Here is a 19,587-nt window from a genome sequence, read left to right as displayed (position 1 = left end):
ACTCGCAACGCCGAATGGAGGTCGGCGGTCTGATCGCCGAGGCGCACGCAGTTAGGCTGGCCGGATTGCGAATCAGTCTCGAAATCGCTAGCGGACTAGGTCTATTGGAGCGAGCGTGAGTCACGCGCAAGTTTTGTCGGGACAAGGAGATTTTTATGGCAAGGGCGAAAACAAGCAAACCGGCAACTACCAAAACGACGAAAAAGCCTGAGACTGCCTCCATCCGTCCGATAAAGGAGGCTCTGACCAAGGCGGCGCTGATCAATCACCTTGCCGAACAGAACGACATCCCTCGTAAGACCGCCGCGGCAATCTATGCCACATTGGAAGCCCTGTTCCTGGGTTCGGTGCATCCGCGCGGTGTAGGCGAATTTTCTTTGCCCGGCCTTCTGAAGGTGTCGCTGCGCAAGGTCCCAGCCCGCAAGGCTGGAACCTTGGTTCGTAATCCCGCCAATGGCGAGATGATGAAGGCGGCGGCAAAACCGGCGAGCATTCGCGTGAAAATCCGCGCGTTGTCAAAATTGAAGACGGCTGCTTCCCCCTAAGTGGTTTTCGCTTGGAGCCTGCGAGAATCGTGTTGGCTCTGTTGTGAAGAATGACTGAATGCAGGTCCAGATGGCGCGCCGGCGATCGCAGACGGATCGGCCCCGGTCCCGCGCCGGCCGGGGGCGCCGTCACCCAGGATGCTGGGAGAATACGACGGCGTCGCGCATCGACCCGCGGCGGGTGCTAGGCGCACTTCATGTGCCCAGGTCTCGGTTGCGCCCGAAATTCCAGTCGACACCTCTTCCGGTCATGGTGCCTGAGATTTGTTGCCCCAGCCTTTGCTCCAGCGCCGGCCGCCACGGCACGAGCTGAAAGCCGAGACCATCGTCGATGATGACGAATCGCCCTGATGCGAGCACGACGCGCTGACGATAGACGCCTGCGACGTGTTCGCCCTCTGCAGACGGCCGGTGCGGAAGGCCCGTTTCCGCCGCAAGTTTTGAGGAAATCTCGTCCAGTTCCCTGCGACGCAGCGTGTCGAGCAGATTCCGCGCGAAGACGACGCGCGGACCTTGCCGGCGCGCCAGGCCCTCTTCAACGAGATGAGCGACACGCTGGTCCATCGTCTCACGCACCTCGGCGCCGAACCCACTGCCGCTGGCTGCGGGCTCCCGCGCGAGAAGCTGACGATCGAGCCAGGTCGCGCCGCACGCCCTGACTTGCGCCTCGATCCCAAAATCCGAACGTATGGCAAGTGAGAGCCGCTTACGGCCGCTCGCATCTTCATAGGCACGCGCCTCGACGATCGCCCCGGATCTCGCGTCGCCAGTCATCTCGAGATCGGAGAACTGAAGGTGGTGGGTTCGGCCGTCGACGCCCTCGACGATCGCATAGGCCGAACCCTTCAGCTCATCGTGGAGACCGCGCGCGACGAGCCGTCCGAGAACGGGGGCGTCCGGTTCGTCACTGTGAAGGGCGAACCTGGAGACGTCTGGGTCGCGGCCGGCGCCGGTCATGGCACGATGCATGGTCTTGATGATGTCGTCACGGGTACCAAGATCGCGCAAGGTCTGCTCGAGGCCGGGCTTCAGCGTCCAGCGCGCCGATCCGACCTGTTCCGCTAGGCCGAGTCGCTCGAGCTTCGCCGCGCGGCCGAGCACCAGGCGGCGTAGCTCCAGGTCCTCGTCCGTTGAACCGGGCCGCAGATCAATAACGCCACCGCCGTCGTCAGCGATGTCCCGAAGAGACCGATCGAGGCTGGTCCAGCGCTCGGCGTCAACCTCCTTCACGAGTGCGGATCGGATTTCCTGCTCGTTGCGTGGTCCCAATTCCAGGGTGACACGCTGGGACGCGCGGTCGCGAAACCCCCGGCTAATGTAGTCGCGACTGATGACGAGGTCCTGGCCGTCGTCGGCGCGGCCGCGGACCAGGACATGGACATGCGGGTTGTCGGTGTTCCAGTGGTCGACGCCGACCCAGTCGAGATTCGTTCCGAGGTCCCGTTCAGCGTCCGCCATGAGCTCGCGCGTGAAGGTGCGGACATTCTCCAGTTCGGCGGCGTCTTCAGGCGAGATGATGAACCGGAAATGGTGCCGGTCATCCTCGCAGCGCTCGCCGAAGGTATTCACGTCGGCATCGTCAGAGGTCGCGTCGAACATCCCTGCGTTCGACCCATCCCGCGTCACGCCCTCCCGCTTGAGATAGGCCATGTGTTTTGTGAGCGGCGCCGAACGAAACGTTTTGCCCTGATGCCGAACGATGCGGGTCATGACGACGACGCGGCGTCCTCGCGATCGAGACGACATTGAAAGCGCCGCCCGCCGGCCGCGCCCGAACGTCGAGCGCCCCTGCGTCCGACCGCTGCGCCCGAAACCCTTGCCGGCGTGACCCGCCCTCTTCGCGGCGCGCATCACTTCGCCGACGAAGCTCTTCGGACGCTTCGCGCCTCGCGCGCCGTGCTGGATGCGGCCCGGCTGGACGTTGAGCTCATCGTCACGCGTCATGGAGATGAGATGGCCTTCAGACGCGTGCGATGGCGCTCGGAGGATTGAATTCGTAGAGGTTTCTGCGGCAACCGCCAGCAGGCGCGATGGCTCCAATGCCTCAAATACCTAACGCAACCAACCACATGCGCCCGACCGTGGTCGGCGCTTTTATCTTGCCGTCCCCGGTTGGTGCATCCGGGTCTCTCCCCTCTCGCGGCCGAACATACGACGACACCCGAGAAGGTTCGACGGAGCGCGATTTCGATCATTGCGGCTGAAACTCCGCGATGCGGCGCACGAACAGGTTGCCCGACTGTGGCGCAAGACCCGACAGATCGACAGGCCCACGGACGGCCGCTTGACGTTCGGGCGGCGGCGCGAATAGCAACTTGTCGCCGGCTGGTTTACCGCCGGGCTGCATGGGGAACAGCAACGAGCGCAGCCAAGCGCCGACGTCGGCAACGACAAAGGGCCGATCACCCGTCTGTCCACCGTCCACGATCGGCGCCAGCATCGCGACATAACGTTGCGTCTCCAGCGGCAACGGTCGACCCGTGCGCAGGTGCTCCTCGTACCGACGTGGGCCCGCATTGTAGGCTGCAAGAAAACCTGGCGCCCCGTAGCGGTCATGCATTTCATGAAGATAGGCCGCGCCCGCCAATATGTTGTCACGCGGATCATAGGGGTTCGCGCCGAGAGCGTAGCGGGCGCGCAATGCGGCGTAGGTTTCCGGCATGATCTGCATCAACCCCATGGCGCCCTTGGGCGATCGGGCTCGAACATCGCCGACGCTCTCGACGTGCATCACCGCGCGTATCCAAGGGCTCGGCACATCGAACCGGCGCGACGCCTCGGCGATGAAGGCGGTAAAGCGATCGATTGCGTGCATCGTCGCCGGTCTCGCGACCAGTAACGTCGATTCGGCATGTGCGATACCGCTGCGCGGGAGCGTCGACGCCGCCAGCATCACTGCGAGGCAGACGATTCTACTGAGCGACCGCAAGCACGCGCTCGCGCGCGCTCGTGTCCCAGATGCGTTGCCGCCGCGCTGGCTTAGCGCGCGTTTGACGCCGCCGTGGTTCGCAACAGCCGGCACGATCTCGGCCGGAAAGGAGGAGCAGCTCGTCTCCGGATCGAGCAAAGGAAAAGCGCGAACTTCGCACGTTGGCTGCATGGTCATTCCTCCCGTGCGATCCAAAGAGGTTCAGCGCGCCCAACGATCGTCGCGGCGGGCAGGGGTCCGAAATACCGACCGTCGAAGGAGTCGGCCGACCGGTTCATGAGGAAGACTTCGTCCTTGGCGAGGACGCGGCAGCCCTGCCAGACGGGCAGTGCGCGGCCACGGCTGTCGCGCTCACGGCTGTAGCCGATGGCAATGGCGTCGACGCTGACCGCGTTACCGAAACGGCAGACGGTTTGACCCGGGAGCGCCGGAATGTGCTTCAAGATCGGCACACCGCGCGGCAGGTATCCGCCTTCAGCAAGGAACGCCGCAACGTCTTCCGGCGGTCTCACGACGACCAGATCGTTGACCTGGAGTTGGTTCGCCGGCGTGATGGCATAGAGACCGATCGGCACGCTCGCGCTGGCGTTCCAGATCAACCGGGGAGACGCGCCGATCGCGAGCGGAAGCGCCGTGGCGGAGACGCCAAGCGCCATTGCGACGAGCGTTGCGCCGCCGCCGGTCATGCTTCCGTCCTCTGCCGGAGAAGCCACGCAGAGTGTCGAACAGCCGTGTATTGTCGCGGCTCCTCACCCGCAGTCAGGCGGTTGTGAATGTGTCGCCAATGGTCGGGCGCAGCGTCGACGGGATCGATGCCGGCGGCCTCCATGGCATCGATTGCGCGCAGCACCCGATCGACCTTGGGCCAGCCGGTGATGCGCAAGAGGATGTCGCCGCCAGGACGGACGAATGGCAGCGTCGAGAACGCTTCGCCAGGCACAACCGCGCGCACGATGTCGACGCGCGAAATGACGGTGCCATAATCGTTTCCCGCCCATCGGACGAAGGCGAAGATGCTGCCGGGGGCGAAGCTGACGATGCGCCGGCGGCGATCGAGGACCTTCTCGGCGGTGATCTTGCCGAACCTGATCCAGTGCTCTATCCGCTTCTCGCGCCACGTGAGTTCGACGTGAGTAAGCTCCGTGGTGATGTCGCTGACGGTCACGATACGTCTCCAGCTTTGTCGGGAAATTCGCGCGCGAGGAACTCGCGGAGCATGTCGGCGACGGTCAGCCCGCGCTGGAAGGCGACGACTTTGATGCGGCCGCGCAGTTCGGGGGTCACGTCGATGGTGAGCCTGGCGGTGAAAATGTCGCCCTTGCTTTCGCCGGCTGCGATGGGGTCGGGTCGTCGAACCCATGCCTCTGCGTCGCTTGGACGCGCCACAAAGGCCCGCCTGGAATCGCGACCGCTCATCGCGCGATCCTCGCCACTTCAGCGGTCAGCGCGATGATCTCGCGTGTCGCCGGTCCGGCTTCCTCAAGCTCGCCGGCCAGGCGACCGGTGCGCGCCGCGTCGGCGAAGATGACGCGCTGGCCGATACTGGAAGCGAGCACCGGCGGTTCATGATCGGCGAGCGCGGCGGCGATCTCGCGCGCGATCACGGTGCGTGCGGCGCAGCGGTTGAGGACGAAGCGCGCGGCGAGTTCGGGACGGAAGATGCGCGCCTCTTCGATCAGCTTCAGCGTCTCGCCCGAGGCCCAGCCATCGAAGGGTGACGGCTGCGCTGGGACCAGCGCCAAGTCCGCCGCGAGCAGGGCCGAACGCATCAACGATGCGACGCGCGGCGGACCGTCGATGACGACATGATCGACGTCGCGCGCGATTTCGGGCGCCTCGCGATGGAGCGTGTCGCGTGCGAGACCAATGATGCCAAACAAGCGTGGCAGGCGTTCTTTCGCACGCTGCTCGGACCAATCGAGCGCCGAACCTTGCGGGTCTGCGTCGATGAGCGTGACGCGCTTACCCAATCGAGCCCATTCGCCGGCGAGATGCAGCGCCAGCGTCGTCTTGCCGACGCCGCCCTTTTGATTGAGGAGCGCGACGATCATTGCGCGCTCCGTGCTGCCGGCGGACGGCTATCCTCAGAGGCGAAAAACAGGCTTTCCGTTAGAAGGAATCCGAAGGATTCCAAGTTAGAGAAGTTACGGGCGTCGCAAGCTATTGAGAGCCATGGTGTTTCGCCAGATTCTGGTCCCCGATAGCACGGGGACCGGGTCCCCGATGGCACGGGACCTGCGGTCCTCGATGGCACGAAGGGATTCACAGGTTATCCCCAGGGCAGGCCACGCGTCGGCAACGGCGCGGAGCTTGCGCCAGCGGATCGACGGATGATGGTTTGAAATCGAGCCGCTCTGTTCCTGAGGCGGTTCGTTCGATCGCGAGGCTGTAGCCGGGCAGGGGCTGCCGGCGGACAATGTCGCGCAGGTCGTAGGCGAAATGCTTGATCGGCGAGAGGCTGCCGGACTTGGTGTGGAGATAGGCGAAGTCGAAGCTCCAGCCATATTCCTGACGGCCGCCATGCTTGCGCACGAGGCGGTAGAGCCAGCGCTCGATGCCACCGGTCAGCGCGAAATAGGCTGGATCGATGGTGAGAACGAGCGCGTTATCGAGAACGCCAACGTAGAACCAGTCGGGCAGGATCAGCTCGATGCCGAGAGCCCGGCCGTGGGTGTCGGCCGTTTCCTTCCACTCGTTGATCCAGGAAAAGCGGTGGCGCCGTCGTTCGGCCGGTTGCCGGATCGAGGTCGCGACTGTCGTGGACTGGAGCCTATCGAGCGCGGCCTTGAGGCGCTGATAGTCGCGGGCGCTGACGCCCCGGCCTACGAAAGTCAGGATCTCATAGGGGGTCGCCGCCATTAGGCGGGAGGTCTTCAGGCCCGCATCACGGGCGTGAACGATCTGAGACGCGGCCCAGATCAGCACATCGGCGTCCCAGATCGTCGCCATGCCGTGTTCGGGGACCGCTTCGACACGGATGGCGATCGGCCCCGCCCTGAAATCGATCGGGGTCAGGCGCTTCGACTTGGCGAGGGAGAAGAACGGATAGGCCATGAGGTCCTGCGCATCGCGCGGAGCGAGGTCGCCGGGCAGCGCGCGGAACAGATCGAGCTGTTCCTGTGCTGGGCTTTCACGATGCCGCGGGGAGACGCCCTTGCTCGACATGGGGGTCACCGCCGAGGCCGGCCGGCATAGGCGATGGCGCCATGGCGTTTGGCGGGGAGCACGGTCCCGATGCCAGGATCCGAGGTTGAACTCTTGGCGCCGATATCGGCCCAAGCTTGCAGGTCCTCGAGCGCGTAGACGACGCGACCTCCGATCTTCCGATACTTCGGGCCTGTGCCGTAAGTCCGGTGTTTCTCCAGGGTGCGACCGGACAGGCCGAGGAATCTCGCAGCTTCGGGCGTGCGCAGAAAGCGTGGCGGCAAACCGGCCAGCGGATCGGGCATTCGAGGGCCTCCGTGATCTCTTGGCGCGCTATCGAGGTCGGTGGCGCGTCTGAGGTCACGTTGGCGGAGCCGACTGGCGAAGGGGGATGCCGATGATGAAGGTGGGGGTTTGCGATACCCCCTGCGGCAGGAGCGCTCGCTATTTCTTGCGACGCGACAGATGCAGCAACTCGCGATAGCCGCCGTGCATCAGCGCCAACCCCGATTTGACAAGGCGAATTGTCCGATTGCGCAGGTCATGGGTCTTCCAGGCTCGTTCGGGAATGCTTTTCGCCCCGAACAGACCCTCGGCGATCGTCCGATAGGTGGCGCCGTGCCACGTGGAGGTTGAGCAGCTTGATGTGCCGCTCGTTTTGGCGTTTCTTCAGCACATCGAGAACGAACGGGGTAACTCGGCTCGGACCCGCAACGCCAGGCTGGCCGCCATCCACTCCTTTTTTCGTTTTCTGGAATACCGGCTGGTATCGTGTCTGAACCAAGCGTGCCAGATCCACGCGATACCAATGAAGAAGGCCGACGAAGCACTGGTCGACTATTTAACCCGCGACGAACTGCTAGCGCTTCTCGACGCTCCGGACACGCACACAGCCCCGGGGATACGTGACCGGGCAATGCTGCACTTGACCTTTGCAGCGGGACTGCGCGTGTCCGAGTTGGTCACGCTTCGAATGGATCAGCTTGATCAACAAGCGGTCACCACCATTCACGTAATGGGGAAAGGGCGACGAGAGCGGGTACTGCCGTTGTGGAAAGAAACAGCCACGGCAATCAAGAGATGGCTCGCCGTCCGCGGCCAAAATGGCGACCCGGAACTCTTTCACAATGCCTCCGGCCGCGCCATGACGCGCTCTGGATTTGAATACATTCTCACCAAGCACGTCGCTACGGCCGCCGGCAAACAACCGTCCATCGGCAAGAAGCGCGTCACCCCGCATGTCCTGCGACATACCTGCGCCATGCACACGCTACTGGCCACAAAGGACATTCGGAAGGTCTCCCTATGGCTCGGTCATGCCAGCCTGCAAAGCACAGAGATCTATCTACGCGCAGATCCGACGGCAAAGTTGGAAGCCCTTGCCGCCATGGCGCCGCCGATGCTCAAGCCCGGCCACTTCAAGACGCCGGACAAGCTTTTGGCGATGCTGCAGCAGGCCGGCCGTCCCAAAAAATATGCGGAGTGATTTCGGCCCCTTCACGGCGGCGAGGCGGTGCTCTCGTCGCCGACTCCACATAATCCGGCGCGCCGCATAAATCCACACGTGCATTGCGTCGTGCCAGGCGGCGGTCTCTCGCCCGATGGGATGCGCTGGGTCGGCGGGCGGCCGAACTTCTTCCTCGCCGTCAAGCCGCTCGCAAAACTCTTCCGCCGCCTTTTCCTCGAACGCTTGCAAAAGGCCTTCGACGCCGGCGCCCTGAGGTTCTTTGGCGACCTCGTAAACCTCGCTGATCCCGCGAGCTTCCACGCCCTCGCCGCCCATATGCGCCGCGCCGCCTGGGTCGTCTACGCCAAGAAGCCGTTTGGCGGGCCTACGCGAGTCCTCGCCTATCTCGGGCGCTACACCCATCGCGTCGCCATCGCCAACAGCCGCATCCGAGCCTGCGACGACGATCATGTCGCCTTCGCCTGGAAGGACTATCGCGATGGCGACGCCATCAAGACCATGTGTTTGAAGCCCGACGAGTTCATCCGGCGCTTTCTGCTCCACGCCTTACCCGACGGCTTCCATCGCATTCGCCACTTCGGATTCCTCGCCAATGGCCACCGAACGCAAAAGCTCGCCCTCTGTCGCTCGCTCCTGATCGACAGGGGCGAATCGACGACGCGCGGAAAGACAGAATCGTCAACGTCCGCGCCAAGCGAAACCGCTGATCTTGATCCTCCGCCCTGTCCGGAATGCGGAGGAGTTATGAGGGTCATCGCCGACCTTCCCAGCGGCGGCCAACAGCCTCGGTCCAAGAGGCCGCCGTTTTGGTGCGATACTTCATGAGCGCGACCATGATGATCCCACCAACAATCTCGCTCCGCGTCTATCCCGTCGCGCCGCCAATTGGAGGCCGTCGAAGCGATTTGCGCCCTCGCGGCGGCGCGCCCTGCATCCTGCAACATTGGCGCGCGCCTTCCACGCGAGCGAACCCCGATTTGCTTCTCATCGTCCGTCAAAACCATCATGCTCGCCTCGGACCGCGGCAAGCCGAAGGGGCGACAATCCCAAGCTGCCCAACACAAAACCCATAGCGGCCCCAGCGCGAACCTCCCCGCGCCTTCGTTCAATCCGGCTTCAATGAGGTCCGCTACAAGGGCGCCCCCAGCCTCGCGCCGCAGACCTCACAGAAGCCTCTAGATTCCCAAGTCGGGCTTGATCTGATTCAAGGTGCGGGCTGCCGGGGAGGGCCAGCCTGCATGGCCAAGCCGCTTTCGTTTGATCTTCGCTCGCGCGTTCTGACCGCCACCGATGGCGGTTTGTCTTGTCGTCAGGCGGCCGAACGCTTCGGGGTGAGCGCATCGAGCGCGATCCGCTGGGCCGCGCTTCGTCGAGCGCCAATGCATAGCGCCACATCGACGGAGTCGCCGATGAGATCATATGGCGCGTCGCCGAGCCGGAATTCCATCTTCAGCTTAGGGTCTTGGTTCGTCGCTCACGATGACAACTGCCGGCTTGAGGAATTCAAAGCGGGCCTTACGTCCCAACAAGTTCTTGACAACGCCGGATCGTTTAACGCGCAGCCTCATGAGGCCTCCACCTCACTACGAGGCGCTTGCGAGACGAAAAAATCCCCCTCCGAATAGAACCGGTGAGAGGCCAAGACGATCGCGGCCGATTTCGCGAAATGCGGCGTTTCAGAACTTCGCACCGCCCGGCATTTCCGTATCAGGAGCGGCGGCTCTCGACACGTTCTCGAGCTTTGACTGCCTCATCGCCCCAAGCGAGTCCCGTACCCGTTCCGCCCCCTCTGAATCGTACGCCTCGTCGTATATCTGGAGGGCCTCTTTCAAAAGGCGCTCCTGCTCCAGCGCTGAATTGTGAATCTCTTCAGGAAAACGATGTCCCATAGTACGAAAGGCTGTGGCTAGGTTTTCCAGCGCCCCCGCACATGCGTCCGGAGTATTGAGCCGCTGCGAGTCAACTACTTCCTGGAACAGAGTGCGCGCTTCACGCAGATGACTGGCCGCATCGGGGTCGTCGCCCTCAGTCAGAGCGCTCAGCGCGCCCGCCAGGCCCTCTTTACATTCGATGGCTTTGGTAGGATCAGCTGAAGACAAGCAAGGGAGAGCCACTTTGTATCTCCCACACGCCTCCTCCAATAAGCGACGCCTCTCCGACGAATCTGCGGCATGAATTAAGTTGTCGTCCAAATCGCGCTTTTCGGCTTCGAGTTGAGCGGCCTCGGCCCGATAAAACTCCATAATGGCCCATCCCCTTCGATCGGAGGCGAGATCAACCTTTGCTTGAGCTGCGGTCGCAACTTTGGATATGTGACCGGGTATCGCGCTGAAATCGTCTTCGTTGGCCCGTAGGAATCTGCGCCACTCTCTTAGAGCCTCGATCAGCACCTGACTGTCCCGAATAATGTCTTCGTCAGTGCGGTCGAGTAACTCGCTCAGTTCCTCTATCGCGCGTTGTAGGTACGAAGAATCGATATCGTCACGCAGATTGTAGTGCTGATACAGACTTATGGCATGAATTCGCAGAAGGCCGTTATCTTGGCGGAAGTCCGGTCGAGCCTGCTCGATCTTTTCCGCGGCCTCTTGATATTTTTGAGCGGACCGCAGCTCCGTAGCGACATCTTCGAGTGTATCCTCACGAATTCCCTTGTCGGCTGCATATTCAATTCGTTTGGCATAGGCGCGCACCTGTTGCGCGACATCCACGGAGGCGTTCTTGTCGAAACGAATGGTTGCTTGAGCCTTCAGCACCCGGAGGGGATTTCTAATCCAATCCGGTGCTCCAATACGAAGCTCGCCGACGACCATATTGAAAAATTCGTCCGCATCCTGATTGAGGATAAAGAACTTATTTTCGCCGGTTTGGAGAAAGGTTTTCGCGCCAGGCGTAAGCATGGCGAAGTCCCCTACATAGGCAATCCAATAGACGACCATTCTCGGAAGAGCGTCCGCCGCGCGCTGGAGAAGAGTCATAATGCCCTCCTCTCCGCCAGCGTATCCCACGACGACAAGAACGCTTGCTTCCTTCAGCAGGTTCATCATCATGACCTGAAGACCGAGATCGCGTTCGGTCTCGCTCAATGCGGTGGCGCTATTCCGAAGTTCGTAGGTGTGCATCGAGCCGTGGAGGTGCACCACTTGCGGCAATCGAGGCGTGGGAGAAATGCGATTGAGAGATTCGAGGCCGTCGGCCACCACCGGGACAATCCCCGTTCGGATAACTCCCTGCAATGCAAGCTGATCGAAATTTGTGGTGAGAATTGTATGGACGAAGCGGTATTGGACCAACGCTCCGAGACAGGCGTGCGCCCAATTGAGCGGCGTTTCCGCACCTACGAGCCGGCTGATTAGTTCGCGCTGCTCATTGGGATGTTTGATGTGCTCGGTGAAAATATACCCATAGAGAGCCCCCCAAGGGGTTACGCCTTCGCTGACGCCATAGCGAGCAGGTATCTTGTCGGCCTCGATGAGCGACTTGAGCGCGGCGCTTGCATCGGCCGCACCGCCTACATTGTAGGATCGAGCTAGCTCTATGACAGCTTGCTGGGCGACGCCAGAGGCTACCGGAATTCCTGCGCTGGCAGAACAGCCTGCACCGATAAGGAATAAGGCGCGACCCTGCGCTCCGCTGTCCTTATCTGCACGAGCTCGGAGTAGATCGTGAACAAGATCATCGACGGCGCGTGGACGGGGGCCCGGACGCCTCCGGTTAGGCAAGCGCTTCTCCTGCGATTAAAACGAACCCTTGAAGCAGAGCGCAAGGGTGCGCGACGGGCGAAGAACCTTCTATCCGATAACGACACGGCAGTCACCGGGCTATCCGACGGCTGTTCCGCGCAGCGTATCTTGTTAGCAAACGGACCTGAGCTCTGGGAAGGTAGCGCTTTTACAGCAAATCGCGCCTGCGCAAGTCCTGTGGCGCGAATCGCACGCAGCGGCCGGACGCATCGGGGATCTCAAATGTCGGCGATCGGCCGATTTTTTTGCTGAGAAGCGCCAGTCATGCTAAATATATATCTTGCTTACCATGGGATATAAACACTAATGTCCTTACTTAACAAGTATCAAATAGACAAAAATATTTCTATATCAGAATACACTGAATATATTCCGATTATCACCTGTCAAAAAGCGAGTGATATCGAATCACGTGCAGCTCTACATTCATTTTTGGTTCGTTTAATCTTACAACTAAGAGTCACTCCCGTGGATTATACGGCGTCGAATAAATTCGACGGCGCGCTCTGGATGGTCTATTATAGCCGAATATCAGCCTAAAGGGGGTATCCTTTGGATCAGCCAGACCATTCCGAACTTCTCGCCTCCACTCCCGTCACGACCGACGATGTTCGTCGTGACGAGGTCGAGGTCGATAGTGTGACGCTCGCCCGCCTGCTTGCCGAAGTTCGCAACGGCGACGCATTCGCGCCCGGCGCTTACAACCGTCAACATAATCGCCACAATCGATAAGACGATTTGAAGGAACGGAACGGTGTCTACCAAAATTACTGTGGACACCGTCCTCCTTAAGCTCGCGAGCCGCTGCAATCTTGATTGCGGCTATTGCTACGTATACCATATGGGCGACGACGCTTGGCGGCGTCAGCCGAAGAGAATGTCGCCGCAAATTCTTGAGGCTGTGGCCGACAGGCTCGGAGAGCTTTACGCCAAGCAGGGCTCTGAATTCAGTGTGGTATTTCATGGAGGAGAGCCGCTGCTCGTAGGGCCGAAGCGCTTCGCCGAGATTTGCGTTGCTCTTCGCAACCGTATTCCACTCTCCTGCGGCCTACATCTGCAGACTAATGGCATCTTGCTGTCGAGTGACGTTCTCGACGCCTGCGCCGAACATGACGTCGGAATATCGATCAGTCTTGACGGACCCTCCGCAACGCATGATCGGAACAGAGTTGACCACAGGGGCGCTCCTTCTCATGCCAAGGTTTTAAGCGGCGTCGAGCGGCTTCTGGCCCACCCGGCGGGAGCAGAGCTATTTAGCGGAGTCCTGGCGGTTGTCGATCTAGATGCAGACCCGGGCGAGGTATACGCCTTCCTGAAGTCGATAGGCGCTCCCAGCATCGATTTTCTCTATCGAGACGGAAATCACGATCAGCTGCCCGTCGGCAAGGTCAGCTTAGTTTCCACGGAATACGGCGACTGGATGGGGCGGCTCCTCGACATCTATCTTGCTGACGCGACCCCAGTCCGCATCAGAGTGCTCGACGACATGCTCAAATTGCTGCTCGGAGGGAAAGCTCGCAAGGAAGGGATTGGACTTAACTCTTATGGCATCGTTGTAATCGATACAGATGGCGCCGTGAACAAAAACGATACTTTAAAGAGCTCTTTTGCAGCCGCCGACCGCTTCCGCGCCCAATGGAGCGTCCTTACCGACGATCTGTTTGATATAGTATGTAGCGACGAGTTCGAAGCCTATCACCGCTCTCAATTGCCGACTTCACCTGTTTGCCTGAGCTGCCAAGACCTAGCGGTTTGTGGTGGAGGCATGCCCGCGCATCGATGGAGTAGCCAGAACGGGTTCACCAACCCAAGTGTCTTTTGCGCTGATCAGCATCGGTTGATCGACTTGATGCGACGTCATCTGAATCGACGCAGGTTGGCTGCTTGATGCTCCCCAATTTCGACCAGGCTCAGGTATTGACGGATCCTTTTCCCCATATCCGCGTACCCGGCATTCTCACGTCACAGGCCGCGGATCAAGTTTTGCGGTGGCTTCAGACCAGCGCGCCTTGGACATTGCGCGTTGAAAGCTTCTACGAGCAGCACGAATTCTCGCTGCTTTCGGCCGATCTAGGTCAAGAAGTCGCGCACCTTGTAACGCCGGATTTTGTGGACAAGATCCGACGTGAGTTGCTAGCGCGCTTTTTAATCCCCGATGACCTCGCGCTCGTTGACATTGGGGCGCACCGACTGACATCAGGCCAAACGATCCGCATCCACAACGATTATCTGCAGGAGAAAGAAACTCATCGCTTGCTGATTCAGCTGAACGACGGATGGGGCGTCGATCGCGGCGGGTTATTGCTGCTCTTTGCTGGTGACGAGCCAGAAAGCCTCCAAAGTGTGGTCATGCCCACTCATGCAAGCGGCTTTGCTTTCGAGATTTCTCCCTCCTCCTACCATGCTGTTTCGTCAATTAGAGAGGGAGAGCGTTACACGCTAGTGTATACCTTCCGCAGGCAGCCCAGAGTATGATCGCCGACCTCGTTGAGGCGGCGATTGATAGCCCCTCCGGATGGTCCTATCCAGGTTTGGTAGGAAAACTGGCAAGCGCTCGCTGGCGCGCAATTCAGGCAACCATGGGTCTTACGCGCGCCGACTACGGGACGGTACGCTACCTCGTTCAGGATCCTCGGGCTCGGAGAGATGACCTCACGATCGTTCCGGTCGACATGACGTCTGACGCCGTGATCGTCGTGGAGGCTCTCGATGCGCCCAGGCGAGCGCAATACGCCGATCTTGGCCTAGACTTTTATGCGTCTGGAGAGATCGGTACCGGCCTGATCCGCCGTCAGTTGAGGGGTGCCCTGCGCCGATTGGCAGAAGTGCCTGAGGCGATTAAGGCCGTGGCGGAGCTTGCGGTGGTTCTCCATGTTCTCAAGCCCGCTGGCCCCAGCTATGATGTTAGCTATAGTGATCCTCTCTTGCCGTTTTCCGTTTTCATCGGGTTCGATTCGGAAGACCTGAGAGTTGGAGACCTGCGCCTTGCGGAGGGCATTCTGCACGAATGTATGCATCTTCAGCTTACACTTATCGAGGAGATCGTCCCGATCGTGATGGGTGCACAGGAGCGTCACCATTCCCCATGGCAGGGAACCATGCGCCCGTTGCAGGGCATTTTGCATGGACTTTACGTGTTTCGTGCAATTCAAGGCTTCTATCGCAAGCTTCTAGACCTCGATAGCTGTTCAGCAGACGAGCGGACATATCTCGCTAATCGTATTAAGAGCATCGCGGAAGAAATTGCGACCATCGGTGATCTATCGACTAGCGCTGACTTGACAGGCGCCGGGAAGCGTCTTGCTTTCTCTCTCCGAGGCGGATGAACTATATGATAGTGACAGCCTGCCTATACGGCTTGCCCACGATCACTTGATTTTCGGTAGTTTGATGAAGTTCACTTGGGCAGCGAAGCCCATCAGCACAGAAGGCTCTCAACGGCGAGGCGGCGATCGTTGCGGCCCACCATGCACGCCTCGCAGCGTGAATTCAGGTACTCGCTTCTCTCCCAGAGCAAGCACGTCATTGACGATACCGGCTGAGTATCTGCCGGTTCCGTAAGATGGCCGTAGTTGGAAAATGAATGGCAGGTTTCTCCGGCTTTCGTCAGAAGGCTGCTATTCCGCTCACGGCCAACTCCGGGCAAATTCACAATTGCGCAGAAAGCCCCGCCCGAGGAACCGGGCGGGGCGTCAGGAAGGTCTGGCTCAGTCTCCGTTTGACTTGCGGCTGCGGGACCAGATGAGCGTGTAGCCGTCGCCTTCCTCGTCGTCGAAGAGGTTGGCGTAGATTGGGGCGTTGAAGCTCGGATCGTCCAGCTTGACTGAGAGGTAGTCGCGGCCCTCGTTGGAGCGTTTCGACCAGGCGGCCCCGATCTCGGCGCTGCCGACATAGATCCGATGGCTCGGCGCGTTGTCGTTGGCCCGGTTGGCCTCGGGGACGATGCGGACGTTCTTGGTCTGGACGCTGAGGGTGACGATCTCGCCCTGGAACTCGCTGCCGGACTTCTTGAAGGAACCGATGTTGGCCATGTCACTTCTCCTTGCTGTTTCGAGCCCGCGAGCACCGCGGCCTCGATGGCGATCGGTGAGCCGGAGGCGATCGACGACGCACCCGCCAGGGCCGAAACGTCAGTGGAGGACGGCGACGGGGAGACTTTCTTGCCTCGCGAGGAATGCCGGCCCGGCCGGCAGGGGAAGAAAGTCCCCGCGTCGCCGTTGCGGCTTAGGCGATCGAGGCGCAGCCGGTCTTCGGCCAGATCAAGCCAAAGAGAGGACGCGTGGTCCGTGCTCAGACAGCACCTTCAGGAGAGGACATGACGAACTCGGAGCCAGCGAAGCAAGAGGCAGGAAAGATCAGGAGAGGAGAAGGAAACCGTGGCGCAGGAAAAGGACGAACTTGTTCCCCGTGAAACCGCTTTCGCCGCCGTGCGCACTACGCCGAGATCAGGTCATCGTCGTCTGCCAGATTTTGGCAAACACATCCGGCAGCGCTCCTGCCAAGACCGTCGTGCGTCTCAGCGGACGAGTCCGATGCAAACGCCCTTCAGCCACCAAGAAGATGGCGACGACCGACGTCAATCGCCTGTGGTCGAGGGCGCCAGCGGCGGTGACGGCGGCCGGGCCGAGATGAAAGCAACGCTCCGCTCATGCGAGATAGGGTCCGCCGTGCGCGCCAAACGAACGAAAGCCGTGCAGCCGACGATAACGCTGCCAACGACCGCGAATAGATCGCGCCAAATATCGGAGGAGGCGCCAATTTGCGCCAGTCCGAGTGTCACGTAAAACCCCGCGATGGTCGCTGGCGCCGCGAAGACAACGGCGATCGCGCCGCGAACGGCAGGCGATTTCGCAACGGCGAAGGCGATCCGGCAGGCGACGAGCGTAACCACGCTGGCGGCAAGCCCCACGATGAGTGCACCGATGACGCCGGCGTCGTGGTTGAATGCGGCGACTGCAGCGGTGACGCCGACGAAAAATGGCGTCGCGTAGACGGCTAGCGTGAACAGCAGCCAGCAGAGGAAGGCGACAGCGAAGAGACTGAGAGCGAGTCCGACGAGGATCATGGCGGTGGTCTCCGTGAGAAAAGAGTTCTTACGGTTGCGCCTTCCACCACCACCTCGGCGCAGGTACAATATAGTCGAAAGCGCTGACGCATGGCAGCGAAAATTTGGGTTATATTTGTTTGCAGGCTGCGATGCGCAGGTGTTCGAGCTTCTCGCGAGAGGTGACGGCATGGCTGAGTTCAGAGGACGCGATCTGCGTCCGGTGAAGGAGGCGCTCGCCATCGCAGTGCTGGCGATCGAACGTCAGCCGCGAGACTTCCAGCCGTTTTCGGATCAGACGGACATGAAGGCGCTGCTCGAGGTTCTGACCCAGAACGACGTCGAGTTGGAGCATTATGCGCGCTCGGCGAGGATGGCGGTAACGGGTGAGCCCTACTGACAGTCGGCTCTACGAAAAGGCGGATGCGCGCCTTTCCTGTTCTGCGGAATTCCGCCTTCGTGTGTAGGCGGCGCTTACGCGCCGCCCTTGCCGAATTTCCAGACTGGAATTCCGAGTTTCCTTGCCTTGTCGGCGAGATTGTCCTGGATGCCGGTGCCTGGGAAGACCATGACCCCGATCGGTAGGACCTCCAGCATCGCGTCGTTGCGCTTGAACGGCGCCGCCTTGGCGTGCTTCGTCCAATCAGGCTTGAAGGCGATCTGCGGAACCTTGCGATTGTCGGCCCATTTGGCGGCGATCAATTCGGCGCCCTTCGGCGATCCCCCGTGTAGAAGCACCATGTCGGGATGCTTGGCGTGAGCCTTGTCGAGCCGGTCCCAGATCAGCCGATGGTCATTGAAGTCGAGGCCTCCGGTGACCGCGATCTTCGGTCCCGCTGGCAAAAGCACTTCGTTCTCGGATCGACGTCGGGCGGCGAGGAAGTCGCGGCTGTCGATCATGGCCGAGGTCAAGTGGCGGTGGTTGACCTTCGATCCCGTACGTGGCCGCCAGGCCGAGTGAGTGTGGCGCTCGAATTGGTCGGCGGCCTGGTCGCGAAAGAACTCCATACTGTTCCTGCGCTCGATGAGCGTCTGCCCCTCTGCCGTGAGGCGCTCCAGTTCGACCGAGCGGATTTCCGAGCCATCCTGTTCCTTCTGGCTGCGCTTTTGGGTTTGCTCATTGTCGTCGAGTTCCCGCTCGATCCGGCCTGTGGCGCGATGGAAGATGTTGACGGTCGACCAGAGCAGATCTTCGAGGTCGGGTTCGAGACGGGTGTCGGCCAGCGTTACGACGAGGGCGTCGAAGATGTCGGCGACGGCGCCGGCGACGGCTTGCGCCACGGGCAGGGGTCTTGGGTCAGGTTCGTCCTGGAAGGGGCGATAGCCGTAGAGCTGGAGTTCTTCGAGGACGCGATCGGTCGGGGATGAGGCGTGCGGCGGCTCGTGTCGGTTGACTTCGTGGTCGGTCGTCATCGGTGCTTCCCTTTGTCGGATCGGCCGCGCCCATCGCGGCCTTCGTGGCGGCGAAAGGCGGCGGGCGGACCGGACCTGCACCCGGAGCGAAGCGCAGGGCCGAAGCAAAGCGGAGGATGGCGGGGGCCGGCTATTTTGCCTCGCGATGTAAAGCGCCCTTCAGGGTGCGACGGAAAATAGTCGGCCATCCGCCATTGCCGGACCGGGCCGTTTGCCGCATCGATCGCCCTCTCAGAAGGCCGTGGGCGCGGTCCTCTCCGACGAAGGAAAGCGGGGAAATCCGACACGATGTGAGACCGCCGCCGCCGCCAACTTCGCGCATCCGCTCCGGGTCAGGTCGTCAACTCCATGAAGCGCGCGACGTCCTGCGGCGCGATCTGGATTCTGAGTGCTGCCCGCAGTGCGTCGGCGCCAAGCATGCGGAGATCCTCGTTGAAGTCTCCGAGCTGCGGCGACAGAACGATCGCCTCGATTCCGACCTCCTGCGCTCGCCCGACCAACGTCGCCATCGCGCCGTCGCCTGCCGGATCGTCGTCACGGGCGATGTACAGCCTGCGCAGTGTTTCTGGGAACAGGATCGCGGCGAGATGAGCCGCCGAGAGAGCCGCCACCATGGGCATGATGGGCATGACGCATCGGAGCGACAGCATGGTTTCGATGCCTTCCCCGGCTGCCATGGTCTCGCTTGCGACACCAAAGCGGACCGCGTTGCCGAGGAGATCGCCCATCGATCGCCTCGGCGTGTCAATCGGCGCCTTGCCCAGCCTGACGGGATCGAATCCGTCGGGATCGAGCCAAGTGCGGTGCGCGCCGGTGAGCTTGCCGTCGAGATCGGTGACCGCCGCGATCATCGCCGGCCAAGTCTCGGTCGGCCTGTCTTCGTCGGGCCGATAGTAGCAGCGGGGATTAAAGCGCAGTGAGCCGGTTTCGTGCAAAGCCGTAATGTCGCGGTTCCGCAGATACGTTTCTACGAGAGTGCCGGAAATTGGCTGCGACATCGCGAAGAGCCGGCGCGCAGATTCCGACGAACCAACTGGCGCTGGCGGGCGATGGGGTGTGCGCCCTGGCTCGGCGTCCCTTTGTGGGAGGCTGAGGAAACGCCTGGCCTCGTCGGCGACGTCGTGGAAGTTCACCAGGCCGCAGCTCTCGCGGATGACGTCAAGGAGATCGCCATATTCTCCGGTGGCGCCGTCCGTCTTATGTGCAGTTGAACATAAGACCGAATATGTTGCGCGGAAAGTTATGTTGCGCATTTGCGCGTTGACGCTGTCCTGCGGGCGATTGGCAGCTTCTAGGCAACATAA

General features: G+C 61.2%; 22 protein-coding genes and 1 pseudogene. 9 read left to right on the top strand and 14 right to left on the bottom strand.

Features of this window, described 5'->3' with window-relative positions; all coding sequences use genetic code 11:
* Positions 1-155: 155 nt before the first annotated feature.
* Positions 156-545, top strand: coding sequence for an HU family DNA-binding protein (locus GSQ90_RS23490; protein ID WP_158817405.1), 390 nt, complete (start codon positions 156-158; stop codon positions 543-545).
* A gap of 195 nt (positions 546-740) precedes the next feature.
* On the opposite strand, the gene GSQ90_RS23485 is transcribed toward GSQ90_RS23490, so the two are convergent.
* From GSQ90_RS23485 to GSQ90_RS23445, 9 genes are all read right to left on the bottom strand, one after another.
* A complete protein-coding gene (locus GSQ90_RS23485) occupies positions 741-2,489 on the bottom strand; it encodes a DUF3363 domain-containing protein (protein ID WP_158817404.1) in 1,749 nt (582 codons plus the stop codon).
* Positions 2,490-2,736: 247 nt separating this feature from the next.
* On the bottom strand, positions 2,737-3,645 hold the full coding sequence (locus GSQ90_RS23480) for a lytic transglycosylase domain-containing protein (RefSeq protein ID WP_246731738.1): 909 nt from the start codon (positions 3,643-3,645) through the stop codon (positions 2,737-2,739).
* 2 nt (positions 3,646-3,647) lie between these two features.
* Positions 3,648-4,160, bottom strand: a complete 513-nt coding sequence (locus tag GSQ90_RS23475) for a S26 family signal peptidase (protein WP_158817403.1) — start codon at positions 4,158-4,160, stop codon at positions 3,648-3,650.
* Entirely contained in the window at positions 4,157-4,639 is a 483-nt protein-coding gene (locus GSQ90_RS23470) for a DUF2840 domain-containing protein (protein WP_158817402.1), read from the bottom strand. Before GSQ90_RS23470 ends, GSQ90_RS23475 begins: the two co-directional genes overlap by 4 nt.
* Entirely contained in the window at positions 4,636-4,890 is a 255-nt protein-coding gene (locus GSQ90_RS32165; protein ID WP_158817401.1) for a hypothetical protein, read from the bottom strand. Before GSQ90_RS32165 ends, GSQ90_RS23470 begins: the two co-directional genes overlap by 4 nt.
* Complete coding sequence (gene parA / locus GSQ90_RS23460; protein ID WP_158817400.1) at positions 4,887-5,525, bottom strand: ParA family partition ATPase; 639 nt, start codon at positions 5,523-5,525, stop codon at positions 4,887-4,889. The genes GSQ90_RS32165 and parA overlap by 4 nt, the downstream gene beginning before the upstream one ends.
* Before the next feature lie 211 nt (positions 5,526-5,736).
* Positions 5,737-6,639, bottom strand: a complete 903-nt coding sequence (locus GSQ90_RS23455) for a replication initiator protein A (protein WP_158817399.1) — start codon at positions 6,637-6,639, stop codon at positions 5,737-5,739.
* A gap of 5 nt (positions 6,640-6,644) precedes the next feature.
* Positions 6,645-6,923, bottom strand: coding sequence for an AlpA family transcriptional regulator (locus tag GSQ90_RS23450; RefSeq protein ID WP_158817398.1), 279 nt, complete (start codon positions 6,921-6,923; stop codon positions 6,645-6,647).
* Positions 6,924-7,062: 139 nt separating this feature from the next.
* Positions 7,063-7,188, bottom strand: coding sequence for a DNA -binding domain-containing protein (locus GSQ90_RS23445; RefSeq protein WP_371418440.1), 126 nt, complete (start codon positions 7,186-7,188; stop codon positions 7,063-7,065).
* A gap of 55 nt (positions 7,189-7,243) precedes the next feature.
* Between GSQ90_RS23445 and GSQ90_RS23440 the strand changes: the two genes are divergently transcribed.
* The 3 genes and pseudogenes from GSQ90_RS23440 to GSQ90_RS32035 form a co-directional block, all read left to right on the top strand.
* Positions 7,244-8,104, top strand: a complete 861-nt coding sequence (locus GSQ90_RS23440) for a tyrosine-type recombinase/integrase (RefSeq protein WP_246731737.1) — start codon at positions 7,244-7,246, stop codon at positions 8,102-8,104.
* Between the two features lie 27 nt (positions 8,105-8,131).
* Positions 8,132-8,911 (top strand): transposase, encoded by a 780-nt coding sequence (locus GSQ90_RS23435; protein WP_371418437.1) that lies wholly within the window; start codon positions 8,132-8,134, stop codon positions 8,909-8,911.
* A 413-nt stretch (positions 8,912-9,324) separates the two neighbouring features.
* A pseudogene (locus tag GSQ90_RS32035) lies at positions 9,325-9,459 on the top strand (IS630 family transposase); the annotation flags it as partial.
* A gap of 303 nt (positions 9,460-9,762) precedes the next feature.
* On the opposite strand, the gene GSQ90_RS23430 reads toward GSQ90_RS32035, so the two are convergent.
* The gene (locus tag GSQ90_RS23430) at positions 9,763-11,805 is read right to left on the bottom strand and encodes an SIR2 family protein (RefSeq protein ID WP_158817395.1); all 2,043 of its coding nucleotides are present in this window, start codon (positions 11,803-11,805) and stop codon (positions 9,763-9,765) included.
* Positions 11,806-12,378: 573 nt separating this feature from the next.
* On the opposite strand from GSQ90_RS23430, the gene yhhA reads away from it, so the two are divergent.
* From yhhA to GSQ90_RS23410, 4 genes are read left to right on the top strand one after another with little or no spacing between them, the layout of a single operon-like run.
* Positions 12,379-12,558 (top strand): YhhA family cyclophane-containing RiPP, encoded by a 180-nt coding sequence (gene yhhA / locus GSQ90_RS23425; protein ID WP_158817394.1) that lies wholly within the window; start codon positions 12,379-12,381, stop codon positions 12,556-12,558.
* A gap of 22 nt (positions 12,559-12,580) precedes the next feature.
* Complete coding sequence (gene yhhB / locus GSQ90_RS23420) at positions 12,581-13,714, top strand: cyclophane-forming radical SAM/SPASM peptide maturase YhhB (protein WP_158817393.1); 1,134 nt, start codon at positions 12,581-12,583, stop codon at positions 13,712-13,714.
* Positions 13,714-14,301: a cyclophane-containing peptide 2OG-Fe(II) oxygenase YhhC gene (gene yhhC, locus GSQ90_RS23415; protein WP_158817392.1), complete on the top strand. Its 588-nt coding sequence runs from the start codon at positions 13,714-13,716 to the stop codon at positions 14,299-14,301. Before yhhB ends, yhhC begins: the two co-directional genes overlap by 1 nt.
* The gene (locus GSQ90_RS23410) at positions 14,298-15,152 is read left to right on the top strand and encodes an HEXXH motif-containing putative peptide modification protein (RefSeq protein WP_158817391.1); all 855 of its coding nucleotides are present in this window, start codon (positions 14,298-14,300) and stop codon (positions 15,150-15,152) included. The genes yhhC and GSQ90_RS23410 overlap by 4 nt, the downstream gene beginning before the upstream one ends.
* Positions 15,153-15,533: 381 nt before the next feature.
* Here the strand turns inward: GSQ90_RS23410 and GSQ90_RS23405 are convergent, their stop codons facing one another.
* Both GSQ90_RS23405 and GSQ90_RS23400 read right to left on the bottom strand, forming a co-directional pair.
* Positions 15,534-15,857, bottom strand: a complete 324-nt coding sequence (locus GSQ90_RS23405) for a DUF736 domain-containing protein (protein ID WP_158817390.1) — start codon at positions 15,855-15,857, stop codon at positions 15,534-15,536.
* 545 nt (positions 15,858-16,402) lie between these two features.
* Positions 16,403-16,891: a hypothetical protein gene (locus GSQ90_RS23400; RefSeq protein ID WP_158817389.1), complete on the bottom strand. Its 489-nt coding sequence runs from the start codon at positions 16,889-16,891 to the stop codon at positions 16,403-16,405.
* Between the two features lie 169 nt (positions 16,892-17,060).
* Between GSQ90_RS23400 and GSQ90_RS23395 the strand changes: the two genes are divergently transcribed.
* Complete coding sequence (locus tag GSQ90_RS23395; protein WP_158817388.1) at positions 17,061-17,270, top strand: hypothetical protein; 210 nt, start codon at positions 17,061-17,063, stop codon at positions 17,268-17,270.
* A 74-nt stretch (positions 17,271-17,344) separates the two neighbouring features.
* On the opposite strand, the gene GSQ90_RS23390 is transcribed toward GSQ90_RS23395, so the two are convergent.
* Both GSQ90_RS23390 and GSQ90_RS23385 read right to left on the bottom strand, forming a co-directional pair.
* Entirely contained in the window at positions 17,345-18,283 is a 939-nt protein-coding gene (locus GSQ90_RS23390; RefSeq protein ID WP_158817387.1) for a DUF2493 domain-containing protein, read from the bottom strand.
* Positions 18,284-18,615: 332 nt separating this feature from the next.
* A partial coding sequence (locus GSQ90_RS23385; protein WP_158817386.1) for a toprim domain-containing protein occupies positions 18,616-19,587 on the bottom strand: 972 nt, incomplete at its 5' end.

Source organism: Methylocapsa sp. S129 (assembly GCF_009765995.1).
Lineage (GTDB): Bacteria > Pseudomonadota > Alphaproteobacteria > Rhizobiales > Beijerinckiaceae > Roseiarcus.
Note: the sequence above shows the minus strand (reverse complement) of the source record. Positions and strands in the feature narration are given on the sequence as shown.